Annotated in this window: 22 protein-coding genes; 20 read left to right on the top strand and 2 right to left on the bottom strand. The window is 41.0% G+C overall.

All coding sequences use genetic code 11. The features are described 5' to 3' along the window. The first annotated feature begins 19 nt into the window (after nt 1-19). The 12 genes from M1F56_RS03400 to M1F56_RS03345 all read left to right on the top strand — a co-directional run bounded on the left by M1F56_RS03400 (nt 20) and on the right by M1F56_RS03345 (nt 10,053). Nucleotides 20-886 (top strand): ABC transporter permease, encoded by an 867-nt coding sequence (locus M1F56_RS03400; protein WP_247916859.1) that lies wholly within the window; start codon nt 20-22, stop codon nt 884-886. After that, a complete protein-coding gene (locus M1F56_RS03395; protein ID WP_009730065.1) occupies nt 883-1,641 on the top strand; it encodes an ABC transporter ATP-binding protein in 759 nt (252 codons plus the stop codon). The genes M1F56_RS03400 and M1F56_RS03395 overlap by 4 nt, the downstream gene beginning before the upstream one ends. A gap of 163 nt (nt 1,642-1,804) precedes the next feature. Beyond that, a complete protein-coding gene (locus tag M1F56_RS03390) occupies nt 1,805-2,236 on the top strand; it encodes a hypothetical protein (protein WP_033605667.1) in 432 nt (143 codons plus the stop codon). 181 nt (nt 2,237-2,417) lie between these two features. Beyond that, on the top strand, nt 2,418-4,178 hold the full coding sequence (dnaG, locus tag M1F56_RS03385; RefSeq protein WP_247916858.1) for a DNA primase: 1,761 nt from the start codon (nt 2,418-2,420) through the stop codon (nt 4,176-4,178). Nucleotides 4,179-4,180: 2 nt separating this feature from the next. Then, nucleotides 4,181-5,290: an RNA polymerase sigma factor RpoD gene (gene rpoD / locus M1F56_RS03380; RefSeq protein WP_000201892.1), complete on the top strand. Its 1,110-nt coding sequence runs from the start codon at nt 4,181-4,183 to the stop codon at nt 5,288-5,290. Nucleotides 5,291-5,304: 14 nt separating this feature from the next. Next, entirely contained in the window at nt 5,305-5,634 is a 330-nt protein-coding gene (locus M1F56_RS03375) for a metal-sulfur cluster assembly factor (RefSeq protein ID WP_000331934.1), read from the top strand. 112 nt (nt 5,635-5,746) lie between these two features. Continuing rightward, a complete protein-coding gene (locus M1F56_RS03370) occupies nt 5,747-6,790 on the top strand; it encodes a glycosyltransferase family 4 protein (protein ID WP_247916857.1) in 1,044 nt (347 codons plus the stop codon). A gap of 8 nt (nt 6,791-6,798) precedes the next feature. Continuing rightward, entirely contained in the window at nt 6,799-8,124 is a 1,326-nt protein-coding gene (locus tag M1F56_RS03365; RefSeq protein WP_045616995.1) for a glycosyltransferase family 4 protein, read from the top strand. Between the two features lie 20 nt (nt 8,125-8,144). Next, nucleotides 8,145-8,333, top strand: a complete 189-nt coding sequence (locus M1F56_RS03360) for a PspC domain-containing protein (RefSeq protein ID WP_198014356.1) — start codon at nt 8,145-8,147, stop codon at nt 8,331-8,333. A 30-nt stretch (nt 8,334-8,363) separates the two neighbouring features. After that, nucleotides 8,364-8,498, top strand: coding sequence for a DUF4044 domain-containing protein (locus M1F56_RS03355; RefSeq protein WP_000863851.1), 135 nt, complete (start codon nt 8,364-8,366; stop codon nt 8,496-8,498). A 70-nt stretch (nt 8,499-8,568) separates the two neighbouring features. Continuing rightward, nucleotides 8,569-9,879: a GTPase ObgE gene (gene obgE / locus M1F56_RS03350; RefSeq protein WP_247916856.1), complete on the top strand. Its 1,311-nt coding sequence runs from the start codon at nt 8,569-8,571 to the stop codon at nt 9,877-9,879. A gap of 9 nt (nt 9,880-9,888) precedes the next feature. Then, nucleotides 9,889-10,053 carry a hypothetical protein gene (locus M1F56_RS03345; RefSeq protein WP_000502578.1) on the top strand — a complete coding sequence of 55 codons (165 nt, stop codon included), beginning with the start codon at nt 9,889-9,891 and terminating at the stop codon, nt 10,051-10,053. 35 nt (nt 10,054-10,088) lie between these two features. Here the strand turns inward: M1F56_RS03345 and M1F56_RS03340 are convergent, their stop codons facing one another. Together M1F56_RS03340 and M1F56_RS03335 are read right to left on the bottom strand one after the other, a co-directional pair. Then, on the bottom strand, nt 10,089-10,559 hold the full coding sequence (locus M1F56_RS03340; RefSeq protein WP_007521676.1) for an arginine repressor: 471 nt from the start codon (nt 10,557-10,559) through the stop codon (nt 10,089-10,091). Between the two features lie 18 nt (nt 10,560-10,577). Beyond that, the gene (locus M1F56_RS03335; protein WP_247916855.1) at nt 10,578-12,851 is read right to left on the bottom strand and encodes a Xaa-Pro dipeptidyl-peptidase; all 2,274 of its coding nucleotides are present in this window, start codon (nt 12,849-12,851) and stop codon (nt 10,578-10,580) included. A gap of 386 nt (nt 12,852-13,237) precedes the next feature. Between M1F56_RS03335 and M1F56_RS03330 the strand changes: the two genes are divergently transcribed. The 8 genes from M1F56_RS03330 (at nt 13,238) to ccdA2 (ending at nt 23,964) form a co-directional block, all read left to right on the top strand. Beyond that, nucleotides 13,238-16,339 (top strand): DNA polymerase III subunit alpha, encoded by a 3,102-nt coding sequence (locus M1F56_RS03330; protein WP_247916854.1) that lies wholly within the window; start codon nt 13,238-13,240, stop codon nt 16,337-16,339. 81 nt (nt 16,340-16,420) lie between these two features. Beyond that, complete coding sequence (gene pfkA / locus M1F56_RS03325; protein ID WP_000820879.1) at nt 16,421-17,428, top strand: 6-phosphofructokinase; 1,008 nt, start codon at nt 16,421-16,423, stop codon at nt 17,426-17,428. A 64-nt stretch (nt 17,429-17,492) separates the two neighbouring features. Continuing rightward, complete coding sequence (gene pyk, locus M1F56_RS03320; RefSeq protein WP_247916853.1) at nt 17,493-18,998, top strand: pyruvate kinase; 1,506 nt, start codon at nt 17,493-17,495, stop codon at nt 18,996-18,998. A 159-nt stretch (nt 18,999-19,157) separates the two neighbouring features. Then, nucleotides 19,158-20,417 carry a UDP-N-acetylglucosamine 1-carboxyvinyltransferase gene (locus tag M1F56_RS03315; RefSeq protein WP_247916852.1) on the top strand — a complete coding sequence of 420 codons (1,260 nt, stop codon included), beginning with the start codon at nt 19,158-19,160 and terminating at the stop codon, nt 20,415-20,417. Nucleotides 20,418-20,432: 15 nt separating this feature from the next. After that, the gene (locus M1F56_RS03310; RefSeq protein WP_057489033.1) at nt 20,433-20,984 is read left to right on the top strand and encodes a GNAT family N-acetyltransferase; all 552 of its coding nucleotides are present in this window, start codon (nt 20,433-20,435) and stop codon (nt 20,982-20,984) included. Beyond that, complete coding sequence (gene spxR, locus M1F56_RS03305; RefSeq protein WP_247916851.1) at nt 20,977-22,254, top strand: CBS-HotDog domain-containing transcription factor SpxR; 1,278 nt, start codon at nt 20,977-20,979, stop codon at nt 22,252-22,254. The genes M1F56_RS03310 and spxR overlap by 8 nt, the downstream gene beginning before the upstream one ends. 15 nt (nt 22,255-22,269) lie before the next feature. Further along, complete coding sequence (locus M1F56_RS03300) at nt 22,270-23,130, top strand: methionyl aminopeptidase (RefSeq protein ID WP_000631552.1); 861 nt, start codon at nt 22,270-22,272, stop codon at nt 23,128-23,130. 126 nt (nt 23,131-23,256) lie between these two features. Then, complete coding sequence (gene ccdA2, locus M1F56_RS03295; RefSeq protein ID WP_247916850.1) at nt 23,257-23,964, top strand: cytochrome c biogenesis CcdA family protein; 708 nt, start codon at nt 23,257-23,259, stop codon at nt 23,962-23,964. Nucleotides 23,965-23,971: the final 7 nt, after the last annotated feature.

Genomic DNA, 23,971 nt, shown 5'->3' with positions numbered 1-23,971 from the left:
AAGAGATGAGTGAAAGATTATGATATTATCCATTATTTCTCAGGGGATGGTCTGGGCGATTTTAGGTTTGGGAATCTTTATGACTTTTCGAATTTTGAATTTCCCTGATATGACTACTGAAGGTTCTTTTCCTCTTGGGGGAGCAGTAGCTGTAACCTTGATAACACAAGGGGTGAATCCATTTTTAGCGACCTTAGCTGCAGTAGGAGCGGGCTGTCTAGCTGGTATGGCGACAGGTCTCTTATATACTAAAGGAAAAATCCCAACCCTCTTATCAGGGATTTTGGTCATGACTTCCTGCCATTCCATCATGCTCATGATTATGGGACGTGCCAATCTGGGGCTTCTTGGAACCAAGCAAATTCAGGATGTCTTGCCTTTTGATTCAGACCTTAACCAACTCCTGACCGGATTAATCTTTGTAGCTCTTGTTATTGGCCTTATGCTCTTTTTCCTTGATACCAAACTAGGTCAAGCCTACATCGCCACAGGTGACAATCCTGATATGGCTCGTAGCTTTGGTATCAATACGGGACGAATGGAACTCATGGGCTTGGTTCTCTCAAATGGGATTATCGCGCTTGCAGGAGCCTTAATTGCTCAACAAGAAGGATATGCAGATGTTTCTCGAGGAATCGGTGTGATTGTCGTAGGGCTTGCTAGCTTGATTATTGGTGAGGTTTTGTTCAAGAGTTTAACCTTGGCAGAGCGACTCATGACCATCGTTGTTGGGTCTATTGCTTATCAATTCCTCGTTTGGGGAGTGATTGCTCTTGGATTTAATACAAGTTATCTTCGTTTGTACAGCGCCTTGATTTTGGCGGTTTGCCTTATGATTCCAACCTTCAAAAGCAAATACCTGAAAGGAGTCAAGTTTAGCAAATGACAGCAATTGTAGAATTAAAAAATGCTACCAAAGTCATCACGAATGGCTTTGATGAGGAAAAAATCATTCTGAATGATGTTTCTCTTGAAATTTTCGAACATGATTTCATTACTATTCTAGGTGGAAATGGAGCAGGGAAGTCAACGCTTTTTAACACTATTGCAGGTACCTTACCTTTAACAAGTGGAAGTATTCGTATCATGGGCGAGGACGTGACGCATTTTTCACCTGAAAAGCGGGCTAAGTACCTGTCTCGTGTCTTTCAGGATCCTAAGATGGGTACGGCTCCCCGTATGACAGTGGCGGAAAATCTCTTAATTGCCAAGTTTCGTGGTGAGAAGAGAGGACTCTTTCCTAGAAGGCTATCAAGTCATAGAAAAGAATTTCAGGCTACCATTGAAAAAGTGGGGAATGGCCTTGAAAAGCACCTAGATACTCCGATTGAGTTTCTATCAGGTGGACAACGTCAGGCCTTGAGTCTCTTGATGGCAACCTTGAAGCGACCAGAGTTGCTCTTGTTGGATGAACACACAGCAGCTCTTGACCCAAAAACAAGTGTGGCCTTGATGGAATTAACAGATGACTTTGTCAGCAAGGATCATCTGACAGCCTTGATGATTACCCACCATATGGAAGATGCGCTGAAGTATGGCAATCGTCTGATTGTCATGAAGGAAGGCCGTATCATCCAAGATTTGAACAAAGAAGAAAAAGCAAAAATGAAGATTTCGGATTACTATCAGTTGTTTGAGTAATTGATTTTAAATAATTGATATAAAAAACTTAGAGGTGGAATTTTTACTTCTAAGTTTTTTTGTTGTTTTAAAATATTATTTATATTTCTCTTTTCGTCAATTTTACTTTATAATAGAATCAATCTAAGTATCTTAAACTTTGATAAGAGTAAGGAGATAAAACATGCCATACACACAAGAAGATTTTCAAGAATGGATTTTTCAGATTGGATTTAAGATGGACTATTTTACAAGGGAGTTTGCGGAGAAAGAAGGGCTAAATTTAGACTATAGTATGCAATCCTTGGATGATTTAGAGGCTTGGATCTTAGCGCACTATGAAGACCACCATGCTTTGATAGCAGACCGCAAGATGTTGGACTACCTGACAGTTTATATTGGCGAAACCTTTCGCAAGCATCTAGGTGGTAAATGGTTTATTGACCTTAAAAATAAAAAGAACGCCTATTATTCAATGCCTGTATTGACCGATCCATCCTATAGAGGAGTGGTATACAAAGCACCATTGACTTATGCAACGGCTTGCATCAGTAGAAAAGATGGTCAGTATATTAGCAGGATATTAAAAAATAATCTCGAAAATCAAGTGAAATAGTCTTTAATTTTTTCTATTTTTCTTTCAAATATTAGAATGGTTTGCTCAAAAGATTCACTTTTTCATGACAGCTGGAAACTTATGAAATAGTCTCATGTAAAGTGTATGAAATGGTTTACTTTTTTTCAGAAATAAGCTATACTAGTTAACGTAAAACTATGATAAGATGGAGGTATTGTGTATGGTTGACAAGCAAGTTATTGAAGAAATCAAAAACAATACCAACATTGTGGAAGTCATAGGCGACGTGATTTCTTTACAAAAGGCTGGACGGAACTATTTAGGGCTCTGTCCTTTTCATGGTGAGAAGACCCCTTCTTTCAACGTTGTGGAAGACAAGCAGTTTTATCACTGTTTCGGATGTGGTCGTTCAGGAGATGTTTTTAAGTTCATCGAAGAGTACCAAGGTGTATCCTTTATGGAAGCTGTTCAGCTCTTAGGGGAGCGCGTCGGTATTCAATTAGCCATGCCTGTCCAGTCTCGTCCTCAACAGGCTTCGCCTCATCAAGCTTTATATGATATGCATGAAGAAGCTGCCCGTTTTTACCATGCAATTCTCATGACGACCAAGATGGGAGAAGAAGCAAGGGCTTATCTCTACAAACGTGGATTGACGGATGATGTTCTGAAGCACTTTCAAATTGGACTGGCTCCAGCAGAGAGAACCTATCTCTACCAACGTTTATCTGACAAGTTTGAGGAAAAGGATTTATTGGATTCGGGCTTGTTTTACTTGTCAGATGGCAATCAGTTTTATGATACTTTTTTTGGACGTATCATCTTTCCTTTGACCAATGATAAGGGGCAGGTTATTGCTTTTTCAGGTCGTATCTGGGACGAAACTGACAGTCAGACTGCCAAATATAAAAATAGTCGCTCGACTGCAATTTTTAACAAGAGTTACGAATTGTATCATTTGGACAAGGCAAAAAAGGGAACAGGTAAGATTACAGAGCTCTATCTGATGGAAGGCTTCATGGATGTGATCGCAGCCTACCGTGCTGGTATAGAAAATGCTGTGGCTTCCATGGGAACAGCCTTAAGCAAGGAGCATGTTGATCACCTCAAACGCTTTACCAAAAAGATAGTTCTCAGCTATGATGGCGATAAGGCAGGGCAGGCAGCAACAGCAAAGGCACTAGAGGAGTTAAAAGACTTTTCAGTGGAGGTTGTTCGGGTACCTGATGCCATGGACCCAGATGAGTATTTGCAAAAGAATTCTGCTGAAGACCTGGCTTACCTCTTAACCAAGACACGTATCAGTCCCATAGAGTTCTATATTCACCAACTCAAGCCAGAAAATAGTGATAACTTGCAAGCGCAAATCGAGTTCATTGAAAAGATTGCACCCCTAATCGCCAAAGAAAAGTCTATCACTGCCCAGAATTCTTATATCCACATTCTGACAGATAATCTACCTTCCTTTGATTACCAGCAGGTGGAGCAGATTGTAAATGAAAATCGGATTGTTCAGAGGCAGGAAAGAGTCAAAGAGGAGCAACCTCCAGCAGCGATTAGTTTACCTGTAACGCGGCAACTGACAGCAGTCATGAGAGCAGAGGCTCATCTCCTCTATAGAATGGCTGAGAACCCAGTTGTTTTGAATGACTATCGATTAAGAGAAGATTTTTTCTTTGATACCCCAGAATTTCAGATTCTTTACGAATTATTAAGTGAGCAGGGAGAAATCGGCTCAGAGGAGCTTTCTCATCAGACGCCTGAGGTTGAAAATGCTTGGTACCACGTGCTTAGTCTGGATTTGCCAGCTGAGATGTCACCTCAGGAGCTAGTAGAAGTCGAAGTGACTCGGAACCGAGCTCTCCTCAGCAAGGACAACTTAAGGATTAAAAAGAAAGTGCAGGAAGCTAGTCATGTAGGAGATACAGACACAGCCTTGGAAGAATTGCAACGATTGATTTCCCAAAAGAGAAGAATGGAGTAATAATGGCAACAAAACAAAAAGAAGTAACCACATTTGATGTGCAAGTAGCAGACTTTATCCGTAACCACAAAAAAACAGGAACAGCAACAGACGACGAAATCAATTCAAGTCTGGTGATTCCTTTCACCCTCGATGCAGACGGCATTGAAGACCTTTTGCAACGGATCCAAGATGCTGGAATTTCTATCACAGACAACGAAGGAAATCCAAGTGCGCGTGTGCTTAGTGCAGAAGAGGAACCAGAACTCAGTGATGAGGACTTGATTGGCTCAACCTCTGCCAAGGTTAATGACCCTGTTCGTATGTATTTGAAGGAAATTGGGGTTGTTCCTCTCTTGACCAACGAAGAGGAAAAAGAATTGGCCCTAGCAGTTGAGGCTGGTGATATTGAAGCCAAACAACGCCTTGCGGAAGCCAACCTTCGTTTGGTGGTTTCTATCGCTAAGCGCTACGTAGGGCGTGGCATGCAGTTTCTTGACTTGATTCAAGAAGGAAACATGGGTTTGATGAAGGCTGTTGACAAGTTTGACTATTCAAAAGGATTCAAGTTTTCAACTTACGCAACTTGGTGGATTCGTCAGGCGATTACTCGTGCCATCGCTGATCAGGCGCGTACTATTCGTATTCCTGTCCACATGGTGGAAACCATTAACAAGCTTGTCCGTGAACAGCGTAATCTCCTTCAAGAATTGGGGCAAGATCCGACACCTGAACAAATCGCTGAGCGTATGGATATGACACCTGACAAGGTGCGTGAAATCCTAAAAATCGCTCAAGAACCAGTATCGCTTGAAACACCGATTGGTGAAGAGGACGATAGTCATCTTGGGGACTTTATCGAAGACGAAGTGATTGAAAATCCAGTAGACTACACAACTCGTATCGTTTTGCGTGAGCAGTTGGATGAAGTCTTGGATACTCTCACAGACCGTGAAGAAAACGTTTTGCGTCTTCGTTTCGGGCTGGACGATGGGAAAATGCGCACCCTTGAAGATGTTGGTAAAGTCTTTAACGTGACTCGTGAACGTATTCGTCAGATTGAGGCTAAGGCTTTGAGAAAACTACGTCAACCAAGTCGCAGCAAACCGCTTCGTGATTTTATTGAAGATTAAGAGTGAGGATGAACATGGCTTATACAGAAGAGCAAATTGAAACGATTAAAACTCGTATTTTGACTGCCTTGGAAGAAGTCATCGACCCTGAGTTGGGAATTGATATTGTCAACCTAGGTTTGATTTATGAAATTCGTTTTGATGGTGAAACTGGTCACACTGAAATTGATATGACCTTGACAACTATGGGGTGCCCACTGGCTGACCTCTTAACAGACCAGATACACGATGCGATGACAGAGGTTCCTGAAGTAACCAATATCGAAGTCAAATTGGTCTGGTATCCAGCATGGACGGTTGAAAAAATGAGTCGCTATGCGCGTATCGCCCTAGGAATTAAGTAATCGATTGGAAAATTGCGAGAGACGATTGGAAAAGAGAGGGGCTCCTCCATTTTCCTCTGGTCTCTTCTTTCTTTTACTGATTTTCTTGAAATAAAATGGTATAATGAGTAGTATGGAAAACAAAAAATTGCGTATTAATATGCTAAGTTCAAGTGAAAAGGTGGCTGGTCAAGGAGTGTCAGGAGCCTACCGTGAATTGGTGAGTCTACTTCATCGTGATGCCAAAGATCAGTTGATTGTTACGGAGAATATTCCTGTAGAGGCAGATGTAACCCACTTTCATACCATTGATTTCCCCTATTATTTATCTACTTTCCAAAAGAAACGCTCTGGGAGAAAAATTGGCTATGTGCATTTTTTGCCTGATACGCTTGAGGGGAGTTTGAAGATTCCATTTTTCCTAAAAGGAATTGTCAAACGCTATGTTTTTTCCTTTTACAACCGAATGGAACACTTGGTGGTGGTTAATCCCATGTTTATAGAGGATCTAGTTGCTGCGGGTATTCCACGTGAAAAAGTAACCTATATTCCAAACTTTGTAAATAAAGAAAAATGGCATCCATTGCCAGCTGACCAAGTAGCAAAACTTCGTCAGGAAATGGATTTAGCTGAAGAACAGTTTGTTGTTATCGGTGCAGGTCAGGTCCAGAAACGTAAAGGAATTGATGACTTTATTCGTCTTGCGGAGGAATTGCCAGAAATTACCTTTATCTGGGCTGGTGGTTTTTCATTTGGTGGAATAACAGATGGTTATGAACGCTATAAGAAGATTATGGATAATCCACCTAAAAATCTAATTTTCCCAGGTATTGTGTCACCGGAGAGGATGCGGGAACTGTATGCTTTAGCTGATTTGTTCTTACTACCTAGCTATAATGAACTATTCCCTATGACCATCTTAGAGGCAGCTAGTTGCGAGGCTCCTATTATGTTAAGGGATTTGGACCTGTATAAGGTCATTCTTGAGGGAGATTATCGTGCTACAAGTGATGTCTCTGAGATGAGAGAAGCAATCCTAGAATATAAAGAAAATCCTGAAGCGTTGAAAGAATTGAAAGAAAAAGCTAAAAGGATATCCAAGCAGTATTCAGAAGAGCGTTTACTGGGAATTTGGTTAAAATTTTATCGGGAACAGGCTGCTCTAGGTAAAAAGTGAGGTAATCTATGCGAATTGGTTTATTTACAGACACCTATTTTCCTCAGGTTTCCGGGGTTGCGACCAGTATTCGAACCTTGAAGACAGAGCTTGAGAAGCAAGGCCATGCAGTTTTTATCTTTACAACAACAGATAAAGATGTGAACCGCTACGAGGATTGGCAAATCATTCGAATTCCGAGTGTCCCTTTCTTTGCATTTAAAGATCGACGATTTGCCTATCGAGGTTTTACAAAGGCACTTGAAATCGCCAAGCAGTATCAACTCGATATCATTCATACCCAGACAGAATTTTCACTTGGATTATTAGGAATTTGGATCGCAAGAGAATTGAGAATTCCTGTTATCCATACCTACCATACCCAGTACGAAGACTATGTGCATTATATTGCTAAGGGGATGTTGATTCGTCCAAGTATGGTAAAATATCTGGTACGTGGTTTCCTTCGTGATGTAGATGGAGTAATCTGCCCTAGTGAGATTGTTCGGGACCTTTTATCTAAATACAAAGTGAAGGTTGAAAAACGTGTCATTCCAACCGGAATTGAGCTAGCTAAGTTTGAACGACCTGAGATTAAAGAGGAAAACTTGCAAGAACTTCGTTCGAAGTTAGGTATTCAGGAAGGCGAGAAAATGCTACTGAGTCTTTCTCGTATCTCCTTTGAGAAGAATATCCAAGCAGTCCTAGATGCTTTTGCTGAAGTATTGAAAGAAGAAGATAAGGTGAAGCTGGTCGTTGCTGGAGACGGTCCTTATCTGGACAGTCTGAAAGAGCAAGCAGTGAAATTAAACCTGCAAAAACATGTGATTTTTACAGGTATGATTGCTCCAAGCGAGACAGCCTTATACTATAAGGCTGCAGATTTCTTCATCTCTGCCTCAACGAGTGAAACTCAGGGCTTAACCTATCTAGAAAGTCTAGCCAGTGGAACGCCTGTTATCGCTCATGGCAACCCCTATCTTGATAACCTGATCAGTGATAAAATGTTTGGTACCCTCTACTATGGAGAACGAGAGCTTGCAGGGGCCATCCTTGAAGCCTTGATTGCTACTCCTGATATGTCTGAACAAAAGTTGGCGGATAAGTTGTACGAAATTTCGGCTGAAAACTTTGGAAAACGAGTACATGAGTTTTACCTTGATGCCATTATCTCCAATAACTTTGAACATGAATTACATGATGGGAAACCTGTTAGTCAGCGCTTTTTGAAAACGATTTTATATCTACCCCAACAGGCTGTTACAAGCCCAGTAAAAGAGTCTAAGCGTATTTTGCGGGCTTCTCGGAAGCAATTATCCAGCATCAGAGATTATTGGAAAGATGAATTCAAATAATAGAATAAGAGGAAAATACTATGAAAAAATTAATGCGAAGTGGAAAAGACCAGAAAATTGCTGGAGTTTGCGCAGGTGTTGCCCACTATTTTGATATTGACCCAACAATTGTTCGTGTTGTTTGGGGTGTTCTTGCATTTTGTTATGGAGCAGGAATCCTTGCTTACATCATTTTATGGGTGGTTGCACCGGTTTCGACAGACTATTAATTTAGAATTATAAAGTGAAAAGGAGAAGTTATGGCTTTTGGAGATAATGGAAAACGTAAAAAAACATTGTTTGAGAAAGTGACACTTGTTGTCGTGCTCATCATGTTGTTTGTAACCCTTGCTGGTATCTTTGCGACAGCGCTTGGAGCATTTAGCAGATTCTAAGCAAGCTGCGAGGATAGAAACAATAACTAATGACTGGGTTCTCCCCAGCCTTTTTAAAGTGAGAAGAAATATGAGTATGTTTTTAGATACAGCCAAGATTAAGGTCAAGGCTGGTAATGGTGGTGATGGCATGGTAGCCTTTCGCCGTGAAAAATATGTCCCGAATGGTGGACCTTGGGGTGGTGATGGTGGACGTGGAGGTAACGTTGTTTTCGTAGTAGACGAAGGCTTGCGTACCTTGATGGATTTTCGCTATAACCGTCATTTCAAGGCTGATTCCGGTGAAAAAGGGATGACCAAAGGAATGCATGGACGGGGTGCGGAAGACCTTCGTGTTCGCGTACCACAAGGAACAACCGTTCGTGATGCTGAGACAGGAAAAGTCATTACAGACTTGATTGAGCATGGCCAAGAATTTATCGTGGCACATGGCGGTCGTGGTGGTCGTGGGAATATCCGTTTTGCCACGCCAAAAAATCCTGCACCTGAAATCTCTGAAAATGGAGAACCGGGTCAGGAACGTGAGTTGCAACTGGAATTGAAGATCCTAGCAGATGTTGGTCTAGTTGGTTTCCCATCAGTTGGTAAATCAACCCTTCTTAGCGTGATTACCTCTGCTAAGCCAAAAATCGGTGCCTACCATTTTACGACAATTGTCCCAAATCTAGGGATGGTTCGTACGCAGTCAGGTGAATCCTTTGCTGTAGCAGACCTTCCAGGTTTGATTGAAGGTGCCAGCCAAGGTGTTGGTCTTGGAACCCAGTTTCTCCGTCATATCGAACGCACTCGCGTTATCCTTCATATCATCGATATGTCAGCTAGTGAAGGACGTGATCCTTATGAGGACTACCTTGCTATCAATAAGGAATTAGAATCTTATAACCTTCGTCTGATGGAGCGTCCGCAGATCATCGTAGCCAACAAGATGGATATGCCTGAAAGTCAGGAAAATCTTAAAACTTTCAAGGAAAAGTTGGCAGTAAACTACGACGAGTTTGAGGAACTTCCAGCCATCTTCCCTATTTCTGGATTGACCAAGCAAGGTTTGGCAACTCTTTTGGATGCGACAGCTGAATTGTTAGACAAGACTCCAGAATTTCCGATTTATGATGAATCCGATATGGAAGAAGAGGCGTACTACGGCTTTGACGAGGAAGAAAAAGTCTTTGAGATTAGTCGTGATGATGATGCGACATGGGTACTTTCTGGTGAGAAGCTCATGAAACTCTTTAACATGACCAACTTTGACCGTGACGAATCAGTTATGAAATTTGCCCGCCAGCTTCGTGGTATGGGGGTTGACGAAGCCCTTCGTGCGCGTGGAGCTAAAGATGGCGATTTGGTCCGAATCGGTAAATTTGAGTTTGAATTTGTAGACTAGGAGATTGATATGGGAGATAAACCGATATCATTCCGAGATGCAGATGGGAATTTTGTTTCTGCAGCAGACGTATGGAATGAAAAGAAACTAGAAGAATTATTTAATCGTCTTAACCCTAAACGTGCCCTTCGATTGGCACGTACAAAGAAAGAAGAGACACAGTCCAAGAAATAAAAAATTCCCGTGATTTTTTGATCACGGGATTTGTGTTATTCACCAAAGAAAAATGGTGGTGCATATTTTTTAAGACTTTCAAAACAAGCTTGCGCTTTTGTAGCATCCTCACAGATAATCATGCAGACATCATCTCCACAAAGGGTTGCGACAACATCTGGAAAGTCCAAGGAATCAATTACAGATCCAAATGATTGGGCTAAACCGGGTAGAGTTTTCAAAATAACCTGGTGTTGGACAGGACGCAACATAACAAGAGCATCTTCCATATAATTTTCAAGACGTTTTTCCCACTTGGAGATAGATCCTGTATTTAGCACATAGTAAGAATGATCTTCTTCTCGTACTTTTGAAAGGTTCATGGTTTTGATATCGCGTGATAAGGTAGCCTGTGTAACTTGGATATCGTTTTCGGCTAACAAGGCTTGCAATTCCGCTTGGGTATGGATTTTATTTTTTGAAACGAGGGCACGAATAAGTTGGTGTCTGTGTTCAGATTTGTTCATAAGTGTTAATAGCTCCTTTTATGAGGGAATAGTGATAGTAGACTGTGCTAAATCAACAGTCAAGTGATAGTCTGTATTATCTCGAATTGTAATCTCAAAGTCTGTTGTGTAGAGGACTAAGCGGAGAATGTCTCCTTCTTTAAGTTTGTAAATAGTTGGTTGAAGTTCTAGCTTGAAATCCATCCATTCATTTGGTTGGATTTCTTCGATTGTCAAGAGATCATCTCGATTTTGAAGATTGAGGTAGCCTTTAGTGATGACACGTTGAGCACTTGGATTGAATGGCAGTTCACAGAGATTTTCTAACATGTGGTAACGACCATTGTCAATTGTTCGGACTGATTGAACTGCTGGATAGGGTTGAAGGTACTTCTGTTGTCCTAGTTGGAGGAGTTGAGCAGACAATAAGCCCTTGTTTGTACTTGATTTGACACGAAGTTTCAGCTCCACTCGCCCATTTAAGTGAATGTCTTGACTTACTGGAAGGTCAATGGTGATTTGATTGGCTTTTCCTTTGTAAAGTTCTGTGTTGAAGGTTTGGTAAGTCTTGCCATAACGCTCAAAATCTTTTTGATCATACTGGTTTTGAATCACTTTTTCTTCAGTTCCAAGTGGGAAAGTATGCAGTTTATTCTGTTTGCCAAAGTCGTCAAGGCTCTGCCATGTTTGCGGTGCAGTATTGTCCTGCCAGATGACAGTAGGGAGTTGATAGCTTGAGTCAAGTCCTAACAATTTCTTACTTAACAAGGCATTCATGGATTCGCGGAAGTCAATTGACTGCCAATTGTTCATATAGACATGGGCACCATGATGGAAAAAGAGGTGCTTATTGATATGAGTTGGAAGAGCATGAAACATCTGGTAAACATGAAGAGGTTTGACGTTCCAATCTTGAGAACCATGCGTAAAGACGACCTCAGCTTGAACCTTATGAGCATTGAGAAGATAGTTGCGGTTATGCCAAAACTGATTGTAGTCACCAGTCTTGCGATCGAGTTTCTCTTTTACCTTCTCTAAGTCTGCCTGATGAGCTCCATTACAACGAATATAATCACCAGCTAGGAGATTACGGGAGTAGGTCAATTCAGCAAGTGAGTCAAAATCCTCACCTGGATAACCACCTGGGCTAGTCACCAAACCATTTTCCCGATAGTAGTTGTACCATGAGGAAATACCTGCTTCTGCGATGATCACTTCTAAGCCATCAACACCAGTGGTCGCAAGTCCATTGGACATAGTCCCTAGATAGGAAATTCCTGTTGTTGCGACTTTACCGTTTGACCAATCAGCCTTGACTTGACGTTTGCGCGTGTGGTCCGTGAAAGCCCGGCAACGACCATTAAGCCAGTCAATCACGTTTTTATATGCTTCAATTTGATGGTAGTCCCCATTAGTCATGAGACCTTGGGAATCCCTGGTACCAACACCCGATACATAGAGATTGGCAAATCCTCGTGGGAGGAAGTAGTCGTTGAGGGTGTATGAGCTATTGATATGAGCTAACTTTTCTTCAGCTTCAGAGACGAGTTCAGCTTGGCCGAGAGGCTCGACTAAATTCAGCTTAGGCTCCTCAAGCTCAATGGTGTGGGCAGGTTTGACCTCAAGTTCTCCTTCCATTTTGTAGAGAGCTTTATCGCTAGCTTTGACGTTGGTCCCTTGGTGATAAGGGCTGGCAGTCATAACTGAAGGAATCTGTCCATCATAACGCGGGCGAATAATGCTGACCTTGACTAAGTCAGGGAGACTGTCTTTATCAGTATCCACACGACTCTCGACATACACAACTTCACGAATGACATCATGAGTAGAGAAGGTTGCCAAGCTCTTACCGTTAAAGTAGTGATAGTGATTGTCTTCTAAAATGAGTCCGTCACTAACCAGTTGGTCGATGAGCGTATTTCCTTTTTTAGTTCGTGTATTGAGTAACTGATAAAGATTTTCGATGAGATCTCCATAAACAATAGGAAATCCAGTTTCTTTACGGAATTGTTCGGCGTCCTCAAAGTCAACAAGATAGTTAAACCCTAAAAGTTGAAAAACTACCGTGTAGAAAACATCAGCAGTTAAATTACGCTCTGATTGGAAAAAAGTTAATAGATCTGTTTCGTTATCCGCGGCCAAAGTGGATAAGGCATAATCCGTGTTAGAATAAGTGAAAAAACTCCAACGGATGAAGTCTTCAAATTGCTTTTTTAAGGGCAGTTGAGGTGACAATTCCAGACCAAGACTTACTAGTTCATCTAATTGTTGAGAACTAGTGGTCGGAAGATAGCTAAATTGATTAAAACGCATGGTTCTCTCCTTTGAAAACAGACTGAATTTATTATATCAAAAAATAAGGAAAAATGGAATAAATAAACTTTAATGCAAGAAATTTCGTGAAGCGGAATACCTATTTAGTAAGTTATTATAAAATGATGAATAAATACTATAATAAAAAGCCCTTTCTTAGAATTTTTTATATGTGAAATTGCATATAGAGTCTGACTTTATTATACTTTACTTAGTATAAAAATGTTTAAAATGATATTCAAATCCATCTTATAATATTAAAAATTAAAGGGAAGAAAGACGGAGAGGTTGTAAATGCTGATGTTGAAAAGAAAGCATCCGAGTTGCTTCAATATCCAACTTAAAATGGTATAATAGTAGTAAAACGAAAGCAAGGAGGAGAAGAAATGATTGCGCAGCTCGACACCAAGACTGTTTACAGTTTTATGGAAAGTGTGGTTTCGATTGAAAAATATGTACAAACAGCTAAAGAGTATGGCTATTCTCACCTTGCTATCATGGATGTGGATAATCTCTATGGGGCTTATCATTTTTTAGAAGTGACTCGAAAATATGGAATCCAACCTTTAATTGGTCTTGAAATGACCTTGATCAAAGATAAGGAGAATATTTCTCTTCGTTTTCTAGCCCTATCCACTATAGGCTATCAAGAGTTGATGAAGTTATCCACTTTAAAAATGACTGGACGGAAAAATTGGTCTGACTTCACCTCCCACCTCGAAGATGTGGCCATTATTGTTCCTTATTTTAATGGGGTCGAACAACTGGATTTGGGGCATGATTATTTTATCGGTGTTAGTCCAGATACTCCTCAAGAAGTCTTTACCAGACCGATTCTTCCACTCTATCAAGTCAACTCTTTTGAAAAAGAAGATATACAAGTTTTGCAAATCTTGTCGGCAGTCAAGGACAATGTCAGTCTTAGGGAAGTGGATGTGCATTCACAACAAGGGGTTTTTCTACCTGCCTCAGATTTAGAAGATCGGTTTAAAAATCGCTTCCCTCAGGCTCTTGCCAATCTTCAGGATTTGATAGAGAATGTTAGCTACCAACTTGATCCAAGTTTAAAACTTCCTCGCTTTAATCCTGAAAGACCAGCGGTGAAAGAGCTTCGAGCAAGAGCTGAGCAAGGCTTGAGTGACAAGGGGCTAACCTCAATTATCTATCGTGAGCGACTGAATGAAGAATTAGCTGTGATTCATGATATGGGATTTGACGATTATTTCCTTGTAGTTTGGGATTTGCTCCGTTTTGGACGTTTACAAGGCTACTATATGGGTATGGGGCGTGGTTCTGCTGTTGGTAGTCTGGTGGCTTACTCACTTGATATCACAGGGATTGATCCGGTTGAAAAGAACTTGATTTTCGAGCGCTTTTTAAATCGTGAGCGCTATACCATGCCCGATATCGATATCGATATCCCTGACCTTTATAGACCAGAGTTCATTCGTTATGTTCGTGATCGCTATGGCAGTCAACACGTGGCACAGATTGTCACTTATTCGACCTTTGGAGCAAAACAAGCGATTCGTGATGTTTTCAAACGCTATGGCGTTCCAGAGTACGAATTAACAAATATTACGAAAAAAATCAGTTTCCGAGATACGCTAACGACGGCCTATGAAAAGAATTTGCAATTTAGACAGGTCATCAATAGCAAGATTGAATACCAAAAAGCTTTTGAGATTGCTCGAAAGATTGAAGGATATCCTCGTCAGACCTCTATCCATGCGGCAGGAGTCGTTATGAGTGACCAAGATTTGACGGACTATATTCCTCTAAAATACGGTGAGGACATGCTAATCACCCAATATGATGCACATGCAGTTGAAGCAAATGGCCTTCTAAAAATGGATTTCCTAGGTCTGCGTAACTTAACTTTTGTCCAAAAAATGCAGGAATTACTAGCTGAGTCAGAAGGTATTCATTTGAAAATCGAAGAGATTGATTTGGAAGACAAAGAAACTCTGGCCCTTTTTGCTGCTGGAAATACCAAGGGAATTTTCCAATTTGAACAACCTGGTGCCATTCGACTCTTGAAACGAGTTCAGCCACAAGTCTTCGAAGAGGTAGTAGCCACAACCTCCCTCAATAGACCAGGAGCAAGTGATTATATCGATAATTTTGTGGCTCGTAAGCACGGCAAAGAAAAGGTGACGGTGTTGGACCCAGCCCTGGAGGATATTCTCTCATCGACTTATGGTATCATGCTCTATCAAGAACAGGTCATGCAGGTTGCTCAGCGATTTGGAGGCTTCAGTCTTGGTAAAGCTGACATTCTCAGACGAGCCATGGGTAAGAAAAATGCTAAAGATATGCATTTAATGAAGGAAGATTTTATCACAGGAGCTATGAAACTTGGGCATACAGAAGAAAAAGCCAACCAAGTTTTTGCAGTGATGGAAAAGTTTGCAGGCTACGGATTTAACAGATCCCACGCTTATGCCTACTCAGCCCTGGCTTTCCAGCTAGCTTATTTCAAGACGCACTATCCTGCTATTTTCTTTCAAGTCATGTTGAATTATTCAAGCAGTGATTACATTGTGGATGCATTGCAGATGGGCTTTGAAGTAGCCCCGTTAGCAATCAATAGCATTCCCTATCACGATAAAATTGCTCAGAAGAAAATATATCTTGGTCTAAAAGCCATTAAGGGCATACCAAGAGATTTTTCTTACTGGATCATCGAAAATCGTCCTTTTTCAAGTGTGGAAGATTTCGTCACGCGTCTCCCCAAGAATTACAAGAAACTTTCGCTTTTGACACCTTTGGTTGAACTGGGGCTTTTTGATGAATTTGACAGGAATCGCCAGAAAATCTTAATAAATCTGCCAAACTTATTTGTCTTTGTTGAGGAGTTGGGAGGTCTCTTTGCGGATACAACCTATAGTTGGACTGAGGCTGATGATTTTACAGAGGCGGAGAAATTTTACAAGGAGCAGGAATTGATTGGGGTAGGTATCAGCGCCCATCCTCTCCAAACTCTTGCCAAACAAGCCCTATATCCGACGACCCCGATCGCTAATCTAACCGAGGGGGCTCAAGCCACTCTTCTAGTTGAAGTGCAAAAACTAAAGGTGATTCGAACCAAGAAGGGCGAGAATATGGCCTTTCTACAGGTTCATGATAGTAAGTCTCGGATGGATGTGACTGTATTTTCGGATCAGTATCGAAAATTCGCCTCTATCCTATCTGAAGGGAAATTTTACTATATCAATGGGAAGATTCAATCTCGAGATGGTCGTTTGCAAATGATTGCACAAGATTTGAAAGAAGCAGTGGCAGAACGATTCTGGATTCAAGTTAAAAATCATGAATACGATAAAGAAATTTCAAATATCCTAGAACAATACAAAGGCCCAATTCCTGTGATTATCAGGTATGAAGAGGAGCAAAAAACAGTTGTTTCTACACGGCATTTTGTAAAAAAAGAGCTTGCCTTACAGGAGAAATTAAAGGAAATCACCATGAAAACGATTTATCGCTAAAAATACGAAAAATAGAAGAATTTTCGATTTAAATGTGGTATAATCAGTAAGAATGTTAAAAGGAAAAGGAGCAAAAACCAAATGAAACGTATTGCGGTTTTGACCAGTGGTGGAGATGCCCCTGGTATGAATGCTGCCATCCGTGCAGTAGTTCGCCAAGCAATCTCAGAAGGAATGGAAGTTTTTGGCATCTATGATGGGTATGCAGGTATGGTTGCCGGCGAAATTTATCCACTTGATGCTGCTTCAGTAGGAGACATCATTTCCCGTGGTGGTACTTTCCTTCACTCTGCTCGTTACCCTGAGTTTGCACAACTTGAAGGCCAACTTAAAGGGATTGAGCAGTTGAAAAAACACGGTATCGAAGGTGTCGTTGTTATCGGTGGTGACGGTTCTTATCACGGAGCTATGCGCTTGACTGAGCATGGATTCCCTGCTATCGGACTTCCAGGTACAATTGATAACGATATCGTAGGTACTGACTTCACAATCGGATTTGATACTGCAGTTACTACTGCAATGGATGCAATCGATAAGATTCGTGATACATCATCAAGTCACCGTCGTACTTTCGTTGTTGAAGTAATGGGACGTAATGCTGGTGATATCGCACTTTGGGCAGGTATTGCAACTGGTGCTGACGAAATTATTATCCCTGAAGAAGGCTTCAAGATGGAAGATATCGTAGCTAGTATCAAAGCTGGTTATGAATGCGGTAAAAAACACAACATCATCGTTTTGGCTGAGGGGGTTATGTCTGCCGATGAATTCGGTAAGAAACTCAAGGAAGCAGGAGATACTAGTGACCTTCGTGTGACTGAGCTTGGACATATCCAACGTGGTGGTTCACCAACCGCTCGTGACCGTGTATTAGCGTCACGTATGGGAGCACACGCTGTTAAACTTCTCAAACAAGGAATCGGTGGTGTCGCTGTTGGTATCCGTAACGAAAAAATGGTTGAAAACCCGATTCTTGGAACAGCAGAAGAAGGAGCCTTGTTCAGCCTAACTGCTGATGGCAAAATCGTTGTTAACAACCCTCACAAAGCTGACCTTGAACTTGCTAGCTTGAACAAGAGCTTGTCATAATCAACTTTAACTAATCTGGTAAAATGACCATAAAAGGTCAAATTATATAAAGGAGTCACAAATCATGAATAAACGTGTAAAAATCGTTGCAACTTTGGGTCCTGCGGTTGAAATCCGTGGTGGAAAGAAATTCGGTGATGAAGGATACTGGGGTGAAAAACTTGACGTTGAAGCTTCAGCAAAAAACATTGCTAAATTGATTGAAGCGGGAGCTAACACTTTCCGTTTCAACTTCTCACACGGTGACCACCAAGAACAAGGTGAACGTATGGCAACTGTTAAACTTGCAGAAAAACTTGCAGGTAAAAAAGTTGGTTTCCTTCTTGATACTAAAGGACCAGAAATCCGTACTGAATTGTTCGAAGGTGAAGCTAAAGAGTACTCATACAAAACTGGTGAAAAAATCCGTGTTGCAACTAAACAAGGAATCAAATCAACTCGTGAAGTGATTGCTTTGAACGTTGCTGGTGCTCTTGACATCTATGATGACGTTGAAGTTGGTCGCCAAGTATTGGTTGACGATGGTAAACTTGGTCTTCGCGTTGTAGAAAAAGACGATGCAACTCGTGAATTTGTTGTTGAAGTTGAAAATGACGGTGTTATCGCTAAACAAAAAGGTGTAAACATCCCTAACACTAAAATTCCTTTCCCAGCTCTTGCTGAACGTGATAACGATGATATCCGCTTTGGTCTTGAACAAGGTATTAACTTCATCGCGATTTCATTCGTCCGTACTGCAAAAGACGTTAACGAAGTTCGTGCAATCTGTGAAGAAACTGGTAACGGTCACGTTCAATTGTTCGCTAAAATCGAAAACCAACAAGGTATTGACAACTTGGATGAAATCATTGAAGCTGCTGACGGTATCATGATTGCTCGTGGTGACATGGGTATTGAAGTACCATTCGAAATGGTTCCAGTTTACCAAAAAATGATTATTACAAAAGTAAATGCAGCTGGTAAAGTCGCTATCACAGCAACAAACATGCTTGAAACTATGACTGAAAAACCACGTGCAACGCGTTCAGAAGTATCAGATGTGTTTAACGCTGTCATCGACGGAACCGACGCTACAATGCTTTCAGGTGAGTCTGCAAATGGTAAATATCCACTTGAGTCAGTTACTACGATGGCAACTATTGACAAAAATGCTCAAACTCTTTTAAAAGAATACGGTCGCTTGTCATCTGTTAACTTGTCACGTAATTCTAAGACTGAGGTTATGGCTTCAGCTGTTAAGGATGCGACAAATTCTATGAATATCAAGTTGGTGGTTACTCTTACTAAGACAGGTCACACTGCTCGTTTGATTTCTAAATACCGTCCAGATGCTGATATCTTGGCAATCACTTTCGATGAATTGACTCAGCGTGGTTTGATGCTTAACTGGGGAGTTATTCCAGTAACCACTGATCGCCCATCAAACACTGATGATATGTTTGATCTCGCTGAAAGAATTGCAGTTGAGCAAGGTTTGGTAGAATCTGGTGATGATATTGTTATCGTTGCAGGTGTACCACTTGGCGAAGCTGTTCGTACAAACACAATGCGCATCCGCACTGTACGCTAATCTAACATTACAAAGCCTATCATATCAAGCTTTATCGCTTGTGTGATAGGTCTTTTTTTATCGAAATAGAATGTTTAATCAATAGGAATGGGAAAAAACCGAAAATTATGGTATAATAGAATGAAAAGACCTTTTTAGTAAATTTTGAAAGAGTAAAACATGAGAAAAATTGTCATCAATGGTGGACGTCCATTGCAAGGTGAGATCACCATTAGTGGTGCTAAAAATAGTGTTGTAGCACTTATTCCAGCTATTATCTTATCAGATGATATTGTCACTTTAGATTGTGTTCCAGATATTTCAGACGTTGCTAGTCTTGTCGAAATCATGGAGATTATGGGGGCAACTGTTAAGCGTTATGACGACGTCTTGGAGATTGATCCAAGAGGCGTTCAAAACATTCCTATGCCTTATGGCAAGATTAATAGCTTGCGTGCTTCTTATTATTTCTACGGAAGTCTTTTAGGTCGCTTTGGTGAAGCTACAGTTGGACTTCCTGGTGGATGTGATCTGGGACCTCGTCCGATTGACCTTCACTTAAAAGCCTTTGAAGCCATGGGTGCTAAGGTCAGCTATGAGGGAGATAATATGAATTTATCTGCCCAAGGTAAGGGACTTCACGGAGCAAGTATTTACATGGATACCGTCAGCGTTGGAGCAACGATTAACACTATGATTGCTGCGGTTAAAGCTAAGGGACGCACTGTCATTGAAAATGCGGCTCGTGAACCGGAAATTATCGATGTCGCTACCCTTTTGAACAACATGGGGGCTCACATTCGTGGTGCAGGGACTGATATTATTATTATTGATGGTGTTGAGAAACTTCATGGAACGCGTCACCAAGTCATTCCAGACCGTATCGAAGCTGGAACCTATATTTCACTTGCTGCAGCGGTAGGAAAAGGAATTCGCATTAACAATGTTCTCTATGAGCACTTAGAAGGTTTTATCGCCAAACTAGAGGAAATGGGCGTTCATATGACGGTCTCAGAAGACAGTATCTTCGTTGAAGAACAGTCTGATTTGAAGGCCATCAATATCAAAACAGCTCCTTATCCTGGATTTGCAACCGATTTGCAACAGCCTATAACTCCGCTATTACTGACTGCGCAAGGTCGTGGAACCATTATTGATACGATCTATGAGAAACGTGTCAATCATGTCTTTGAATTAGCAAAAATGGATGCGGATATTACGACTACAAATGATCACATTATCTACAATGGTGGTCGTAACTTACACGGGGCAAGTGTAAAGGCTACAGACTTGCGAGCTGGTGCAGCACTTGTCATCGCTGGTTTAATGGCTCAAGGCCAGACTGAAATTACGAATATTGAGTTTATCCTTCGTGGCTACTCAGATATTATTGAGAAATTACGTAGTCTTGGAGCGGATATTACACTCATTGAAGACTAAACCGTTGAGGTGATTATGAATATTTGGACCAAATTAGCAATGTTTTCTTTTTTTGAAACGGAGCGCTTGTATTTGCGTCCTTTCTTTTTTAGTGACAGTCAAGCATTTTACGAGATTGCTTCCAATCCTGAAAATTTGCAGTTTATTTTTCCCAGTCAATCAAGTTTAGAAGAAAGTCAATACGCGCTTGCCAACTATTTTATGAAGACTCCTCTAGGTGTTTGGGCTATTTGTCTCCAAGGAAATCAGGAAATGATTGGCTCCATTAAATTTGAAAAGATTGATGAAATCAAAAAAGAAGCAGAAATTGGTTATTTCTTAAAAAAGGATTCTTGGTCACAAGGTTATATGACAGAAGTAGTTACCAAGCTTTGTCAGCTTTCCTTTGAAGAATTTGGTTTAAAACAATTATCCATCATCACTCATCTGGAGAATCAAGCTAGTCAAAAAGTAGCCTTAAAATCAGGCTTTAGTCTCTTCCGACAGTTTAAGGGGAGTGACCGCTATACACGAAAAATGAGGGACTATCTTGAATTTCGATATATAAAAGGAGAATTCAATGAGTAAACACCAGGAAATCTTGTCCTATTTGGAATCGTTACCAATTGGGAAAAGAGTTAGTGTTCGCAGTATCTCTAATCATCTAGGTGTTAGTGACGGAACCGCCTACCGAGCTATCAAAGAAGCTGAAAATCGTGGCATCGTTGAAACTCGGCCACGTAGTGGAACCATACGAGTTAAGCCAAAAAAAGTGGCTATTGAACGGCTAACCTATGCTGAAATTGCTGAAGTCACCTCTTCTGAAGTTTTAGCCGGTCAGGAAGGGCTAGAGAGAGAGTTTAGCAAATTTTCCATTGGGGCCATGACAGAGCAGAATATCCTGTCCTATCTCCATGATGGTGGTCTTGTGATCGTAGGTGACCGTACTCGTATTCAACTTCTAGCCTTGGAAAATGAAAATGCGGTCCTCGTTACAGGTGGTTTTCATGTTCAGGATGATGTTCTTGAGTTGGCCAATAAAAAAAATATTCCAGTCCTGAGAAGTAAACATGATACTTTTACAGTAGCAACCATGATTAACAAGGCCCTTTCAAATGTTCAAATCAAAACTGATATTCTGACAGTTGAAAAGCTCTATCGTCCCAGTCATGAGTATGGCTTTTTGAGAGAAACGGATACAGTCAAAGACTATCTAGATTTGGTACGTAAGAACAGAAGTAGCCGTTTCCCAGTCATTAACCAACACCAAGTGGTTGTTGGGGTTGTTACCATGCGTGATGCGGGAGATAAGTCACCCAGCACAACGATTGACAAGGTGATGACGCGAAGTATCTTCGTAACAGGTTTGGCAACTAATATTGCCAATGTTAGCCAACGAATGATAGCTGAAGACTTTGAGATGGTTCCCGTTGTTCGAAGTAACCAGACTCTACTTGGGGTCGTAACTCGAAGAGATGTCATGGAAAAAATGAGCCGTTCTCAAGTATCAGCTTTGCCAACTTTTTCAGAGCAAATCGGGCAAAAACTTTCTTATCATCATGATGAAGTCGTCATTACTGTTGAGCCCTTCATGTTGGAGAAAAATGGGGTCCTTGCTAATGGAGTCTTGGCTGAAATCCTCAACCACATGACACAAGACCTCGTTGTGAATAGCGGACGTAATCTCATCATTGAACAGATGTTGATTTATTTCTTGCAGGCTGTACAGATAGATGATACTTTGCGGATTCAGGCTCGTATTATTCACCACACGAGACGCTCAGCCATTATTGATTATGATATTTATCATGGTCATCAGATTGTTTCAAAAGCAAATGTTACGGTTAAAATTAATTAGAATCTAGGAGAAAAAATGATAACTTTAAAATCAGCACGTGAAATCGAAGCCATGGACAAGGCTGGTGATTTCCTAGCAAGTATCCATATCGGCTTACGTGATTTGATTAAGCCAGGCGTTGATATGTGGGAAGTTGAAGAGTACGTTCGTCGACGTTGTAAAGAAGAGAATTTCCTTCCTCTACAGATTGGAGTAGATGGCGCAGTCATGGATTACCCCTATGCCACTTGTTGCTCTCTCAACGACGAAGTAGCTCACGCTTTTCCACGTCATTACATCTTGAAAGATGGCGATTTGCTCAAGGTCGACATGGTATTGGGTGGTCCGATTGCCAAATCAGACCTCAATGTATCAAAACTCAACTTTAACAATGTTGAGCAAATGAAAAAATACACTCAGAGCTATTCTGGTGGTTTAGCAGACTCATGTTGGGCTTATGCGGTCGGTACACCGTCTGAAGAAGTGAAAAACCTGATGGACGTGACCAAGGAAGCTATGTATATAGGGATTGAGAAAGCAGTTGTCGGCAATCGTATCGGTGATATCGGTGCGGCCATTCAAGAATACGCTGAAAGTCGCGGTTATGGTGTCGTACGTGATTTAGTTGGTCATGGTGTCGGTCCCACCATGCATGAAGAGCCAATGGTTCCTAACTACGGTATTGCAGGCCGTGGACTCCGTCTCCGTGAAGGAATGGTACTAACTATTGAACCCATGATCAATACTGGTGACTGGGAAATCGATACAGATATGAAGACCGGCTGGGCTCATAAGACTATTGATGGTGGCCTATCTTGCCAATATGAACACCAGTTCGTGATTACCAAAGATGGACCTGTTATCTTGACCAGTCAAGGTGAAGAAGGAACGTATTAAAAAAAAGGAGCTTAGCTCCTTTTTTTGTGTCAAATTTAGTCAAAATAAATAAACGTAGCAGACTTCTTACAAATTTATTCTTTTGTAGTAAAATAGGATTAGAATTTTGAGAAAGTAGGTAATTCGTTGGAGTCGATTATATTTCTAGTATCCGTTTTTTTAGCAGGTATTCTGTCCTTCTTTTCACCCTGCATCTTTCCTTTGCTACCTGTCTATGCTGGTATTTTACTGGATGATCAGGGAAATTCGAAAAGCTTTCGCTTTTTTGGAAGAGACGTTGCCTGGTCAGGCTTAATTCGGACCTTGTGCTTTATTGCAGGAATCTCCCTCATTTTCTTTATTTTAGGATTTGGAGCTGGATTCCTAGGGCACATGCTCTATGCAGCCTGGTTTCGTTATGCTATGGGAATAGTCATTATTCTTTTAGGGCTTCACCAGATGGAAATCTTGTATTTCAATAAACTGGAAGTTCAAAAGACAGTCACCTTCAAACAATCCAAATCGAATCACTATCTATCAGCCTTTTTACTTGGGATAACCTTTAGTTTTGGTTGGACCCCTTGTATCGGACCAGTCTTAAGTTCAGTCTTGGCCCTAGCAGCTTCAGGTGGCAATGGTGCTTGGCAAGGAGCCATGTTAACATTAGTATACACATTGGGAATGGCCCTTCCTTTCATCATTTTAGCCTTGGCTTCGGGTTGGATCATGCCCTACTTTAGTAAATTAAAACCCCATATGATTCTATTAAAGAAAATCGGGGGAGCTTTGATTATTTTGATGGGATTATTATTAATGCTAGGGCAGTTAAATGCCTTGTCAGGAATTCTTGGATAAAAGGAGA

It is taken from the genome of Streptococcus oralis, from assembly GCF_023109005.1.
Lineage (GTDB): Bacteria > Bacillota > Bacilli > Lactobacillales > Streptococcaceae > Streptococcus > Streptococcus oralis_BU.
This window is presented reverse-complemented; position numbering and strand designations above follow the sequence as displayed.

Coding starts and splice junctions, on each gene's coding strand:
- M1F56_RS03400 (WP_247916859.1), top strand. CDS start 20: ATGATATTATCCATTATTTCTCAGGGGATGGTCTGGGCGATTTTAGGT.
- M1F56_RS03395 (WP_009730065.1), top strand. CDS start 883: ATGACAGCAATTGTAGAATTAAAAAATGCTACCAAAGTCATCACGAAT.
- M1F56_RS03390 (WP_033605667.1), top strand. CDS start 1,805: ATGCCATACACACAAGAAGATTTTCAAGAATGGATTTTTCAGATTGGA.
- dnaG (WP_247916858.1), top strand. CDS start 2,418: ATGGTTGACAAGCAAGTTATTGAAGAAATCAAAAACAATACCAACATT.
- rpoD (WP_000201892.1), top strand. CDS start 4,181: ATGGCAACAAAACAAAAAGAAGTAACCACATTTGATGTGCAAGTAGCA.
- M1F56_RS03375 (WP_000331934.1), top strand. CDS start 5,305: ATGGCTTATACAGAAGAGCAAATTGAAACGATTAAAACTCGTATTTTG.
- M1F56_RS03370 (WP_247916857.1), top strand. CDS start 5,747: ATGGAAAACAAAAAATTGCGTATTAATATGCTAAGTTCAAGTGAAAAG.
- M1F56_RS03365 (WP_045616995.1), top strand. CDS start 6,799: ATGCGAATTGGTTTATTTACAGACACCTATTTTCCTCAGGTTTCCGGG.
- M1F56_RS03360 (WP_198014356.1), top strand. CDS start 8,145: ATGAAAAAATTAATGCGAAGTGGAAAAGACCAGAAAATTGCTGGAGTT.
- M1F56_RS03355 (WP_000863851.1), top strand. CDS start 8,364: ATGGCTTTTGGAGATAATGGAAAACGTAAAAAAACATTGTTTGAGAAA.
- obgE (WP_247916856.1), top strand. CDS start 8,569: ATGAGTATGTTTTTAGATACAGCCAAGATTAAGGTCAAGGCTGGTAAT.
- M1F56_RS03345 (WP_000502578.1), top strand. CDS start 9,889: ATGGGAGATAAACCGATATCATTCCGAGATGCAGATGGGAATTTTGTT.
- M1F56_RS03340 (WP_007521676.1), bottom strand. CDS start 10,559: ATGAACAAATCTGAACACAGACACCAACTTATTCGTGCCCTCGTTTCA.
- M1F56_RS03335 (WP_247916855.1), bottom strand. CDS start 12,851: ATGCGTTTTAATCAATTTAGCTATCTTCCGACCACTAGTTCTCAACAA.
- M1F56_RS03330 (WP_247916854.1), top strand. CDS start 13,238: ATGATTGCGCAGCTCGACACCAAGACTGTTTACAGTTTTATGGAAAGT.
- pfkA (WP_000820879.1), top strand. CDS start 16,421: ATGAAACGTATTGCGGTTTTGACCAGTGGTGGAGATGCCCCTGGTATG.
- pyk (WP_247916853.1), top strand. CDS start 17,493: ATGAATAAACGTGTAAAAATCGTTGCAACTTTGGGTCCTGCGGTTGAA.
- M1F56_RS03315 (WP_247916852.1), top strand. CDS start 19,158: ATGAGAAAAATTGTCATCAATGGTGGACGTCCATTGCAAGGTGAGATC.
- M1F56_RS03310 (WP_057489033.1), top strand. CDS start 20,433: ATGAATATTTGGACCAAATTAGCAATGTTTTCTTTTTTTGAAACGGAG.
- spxR (WP_247916851.1), top strand. CDS start 20,977: ATGAGTAAACACCAGGAAATCTTGTCCTATTTGGAATCGTTACCAATT.
- M1F56_RS03300 (WP_000631552.1), top strand. CDS start 22,270: ATGATAACTTTAAAATCAGCACGTGAAATCGAAGCCATGGACAAGGCT.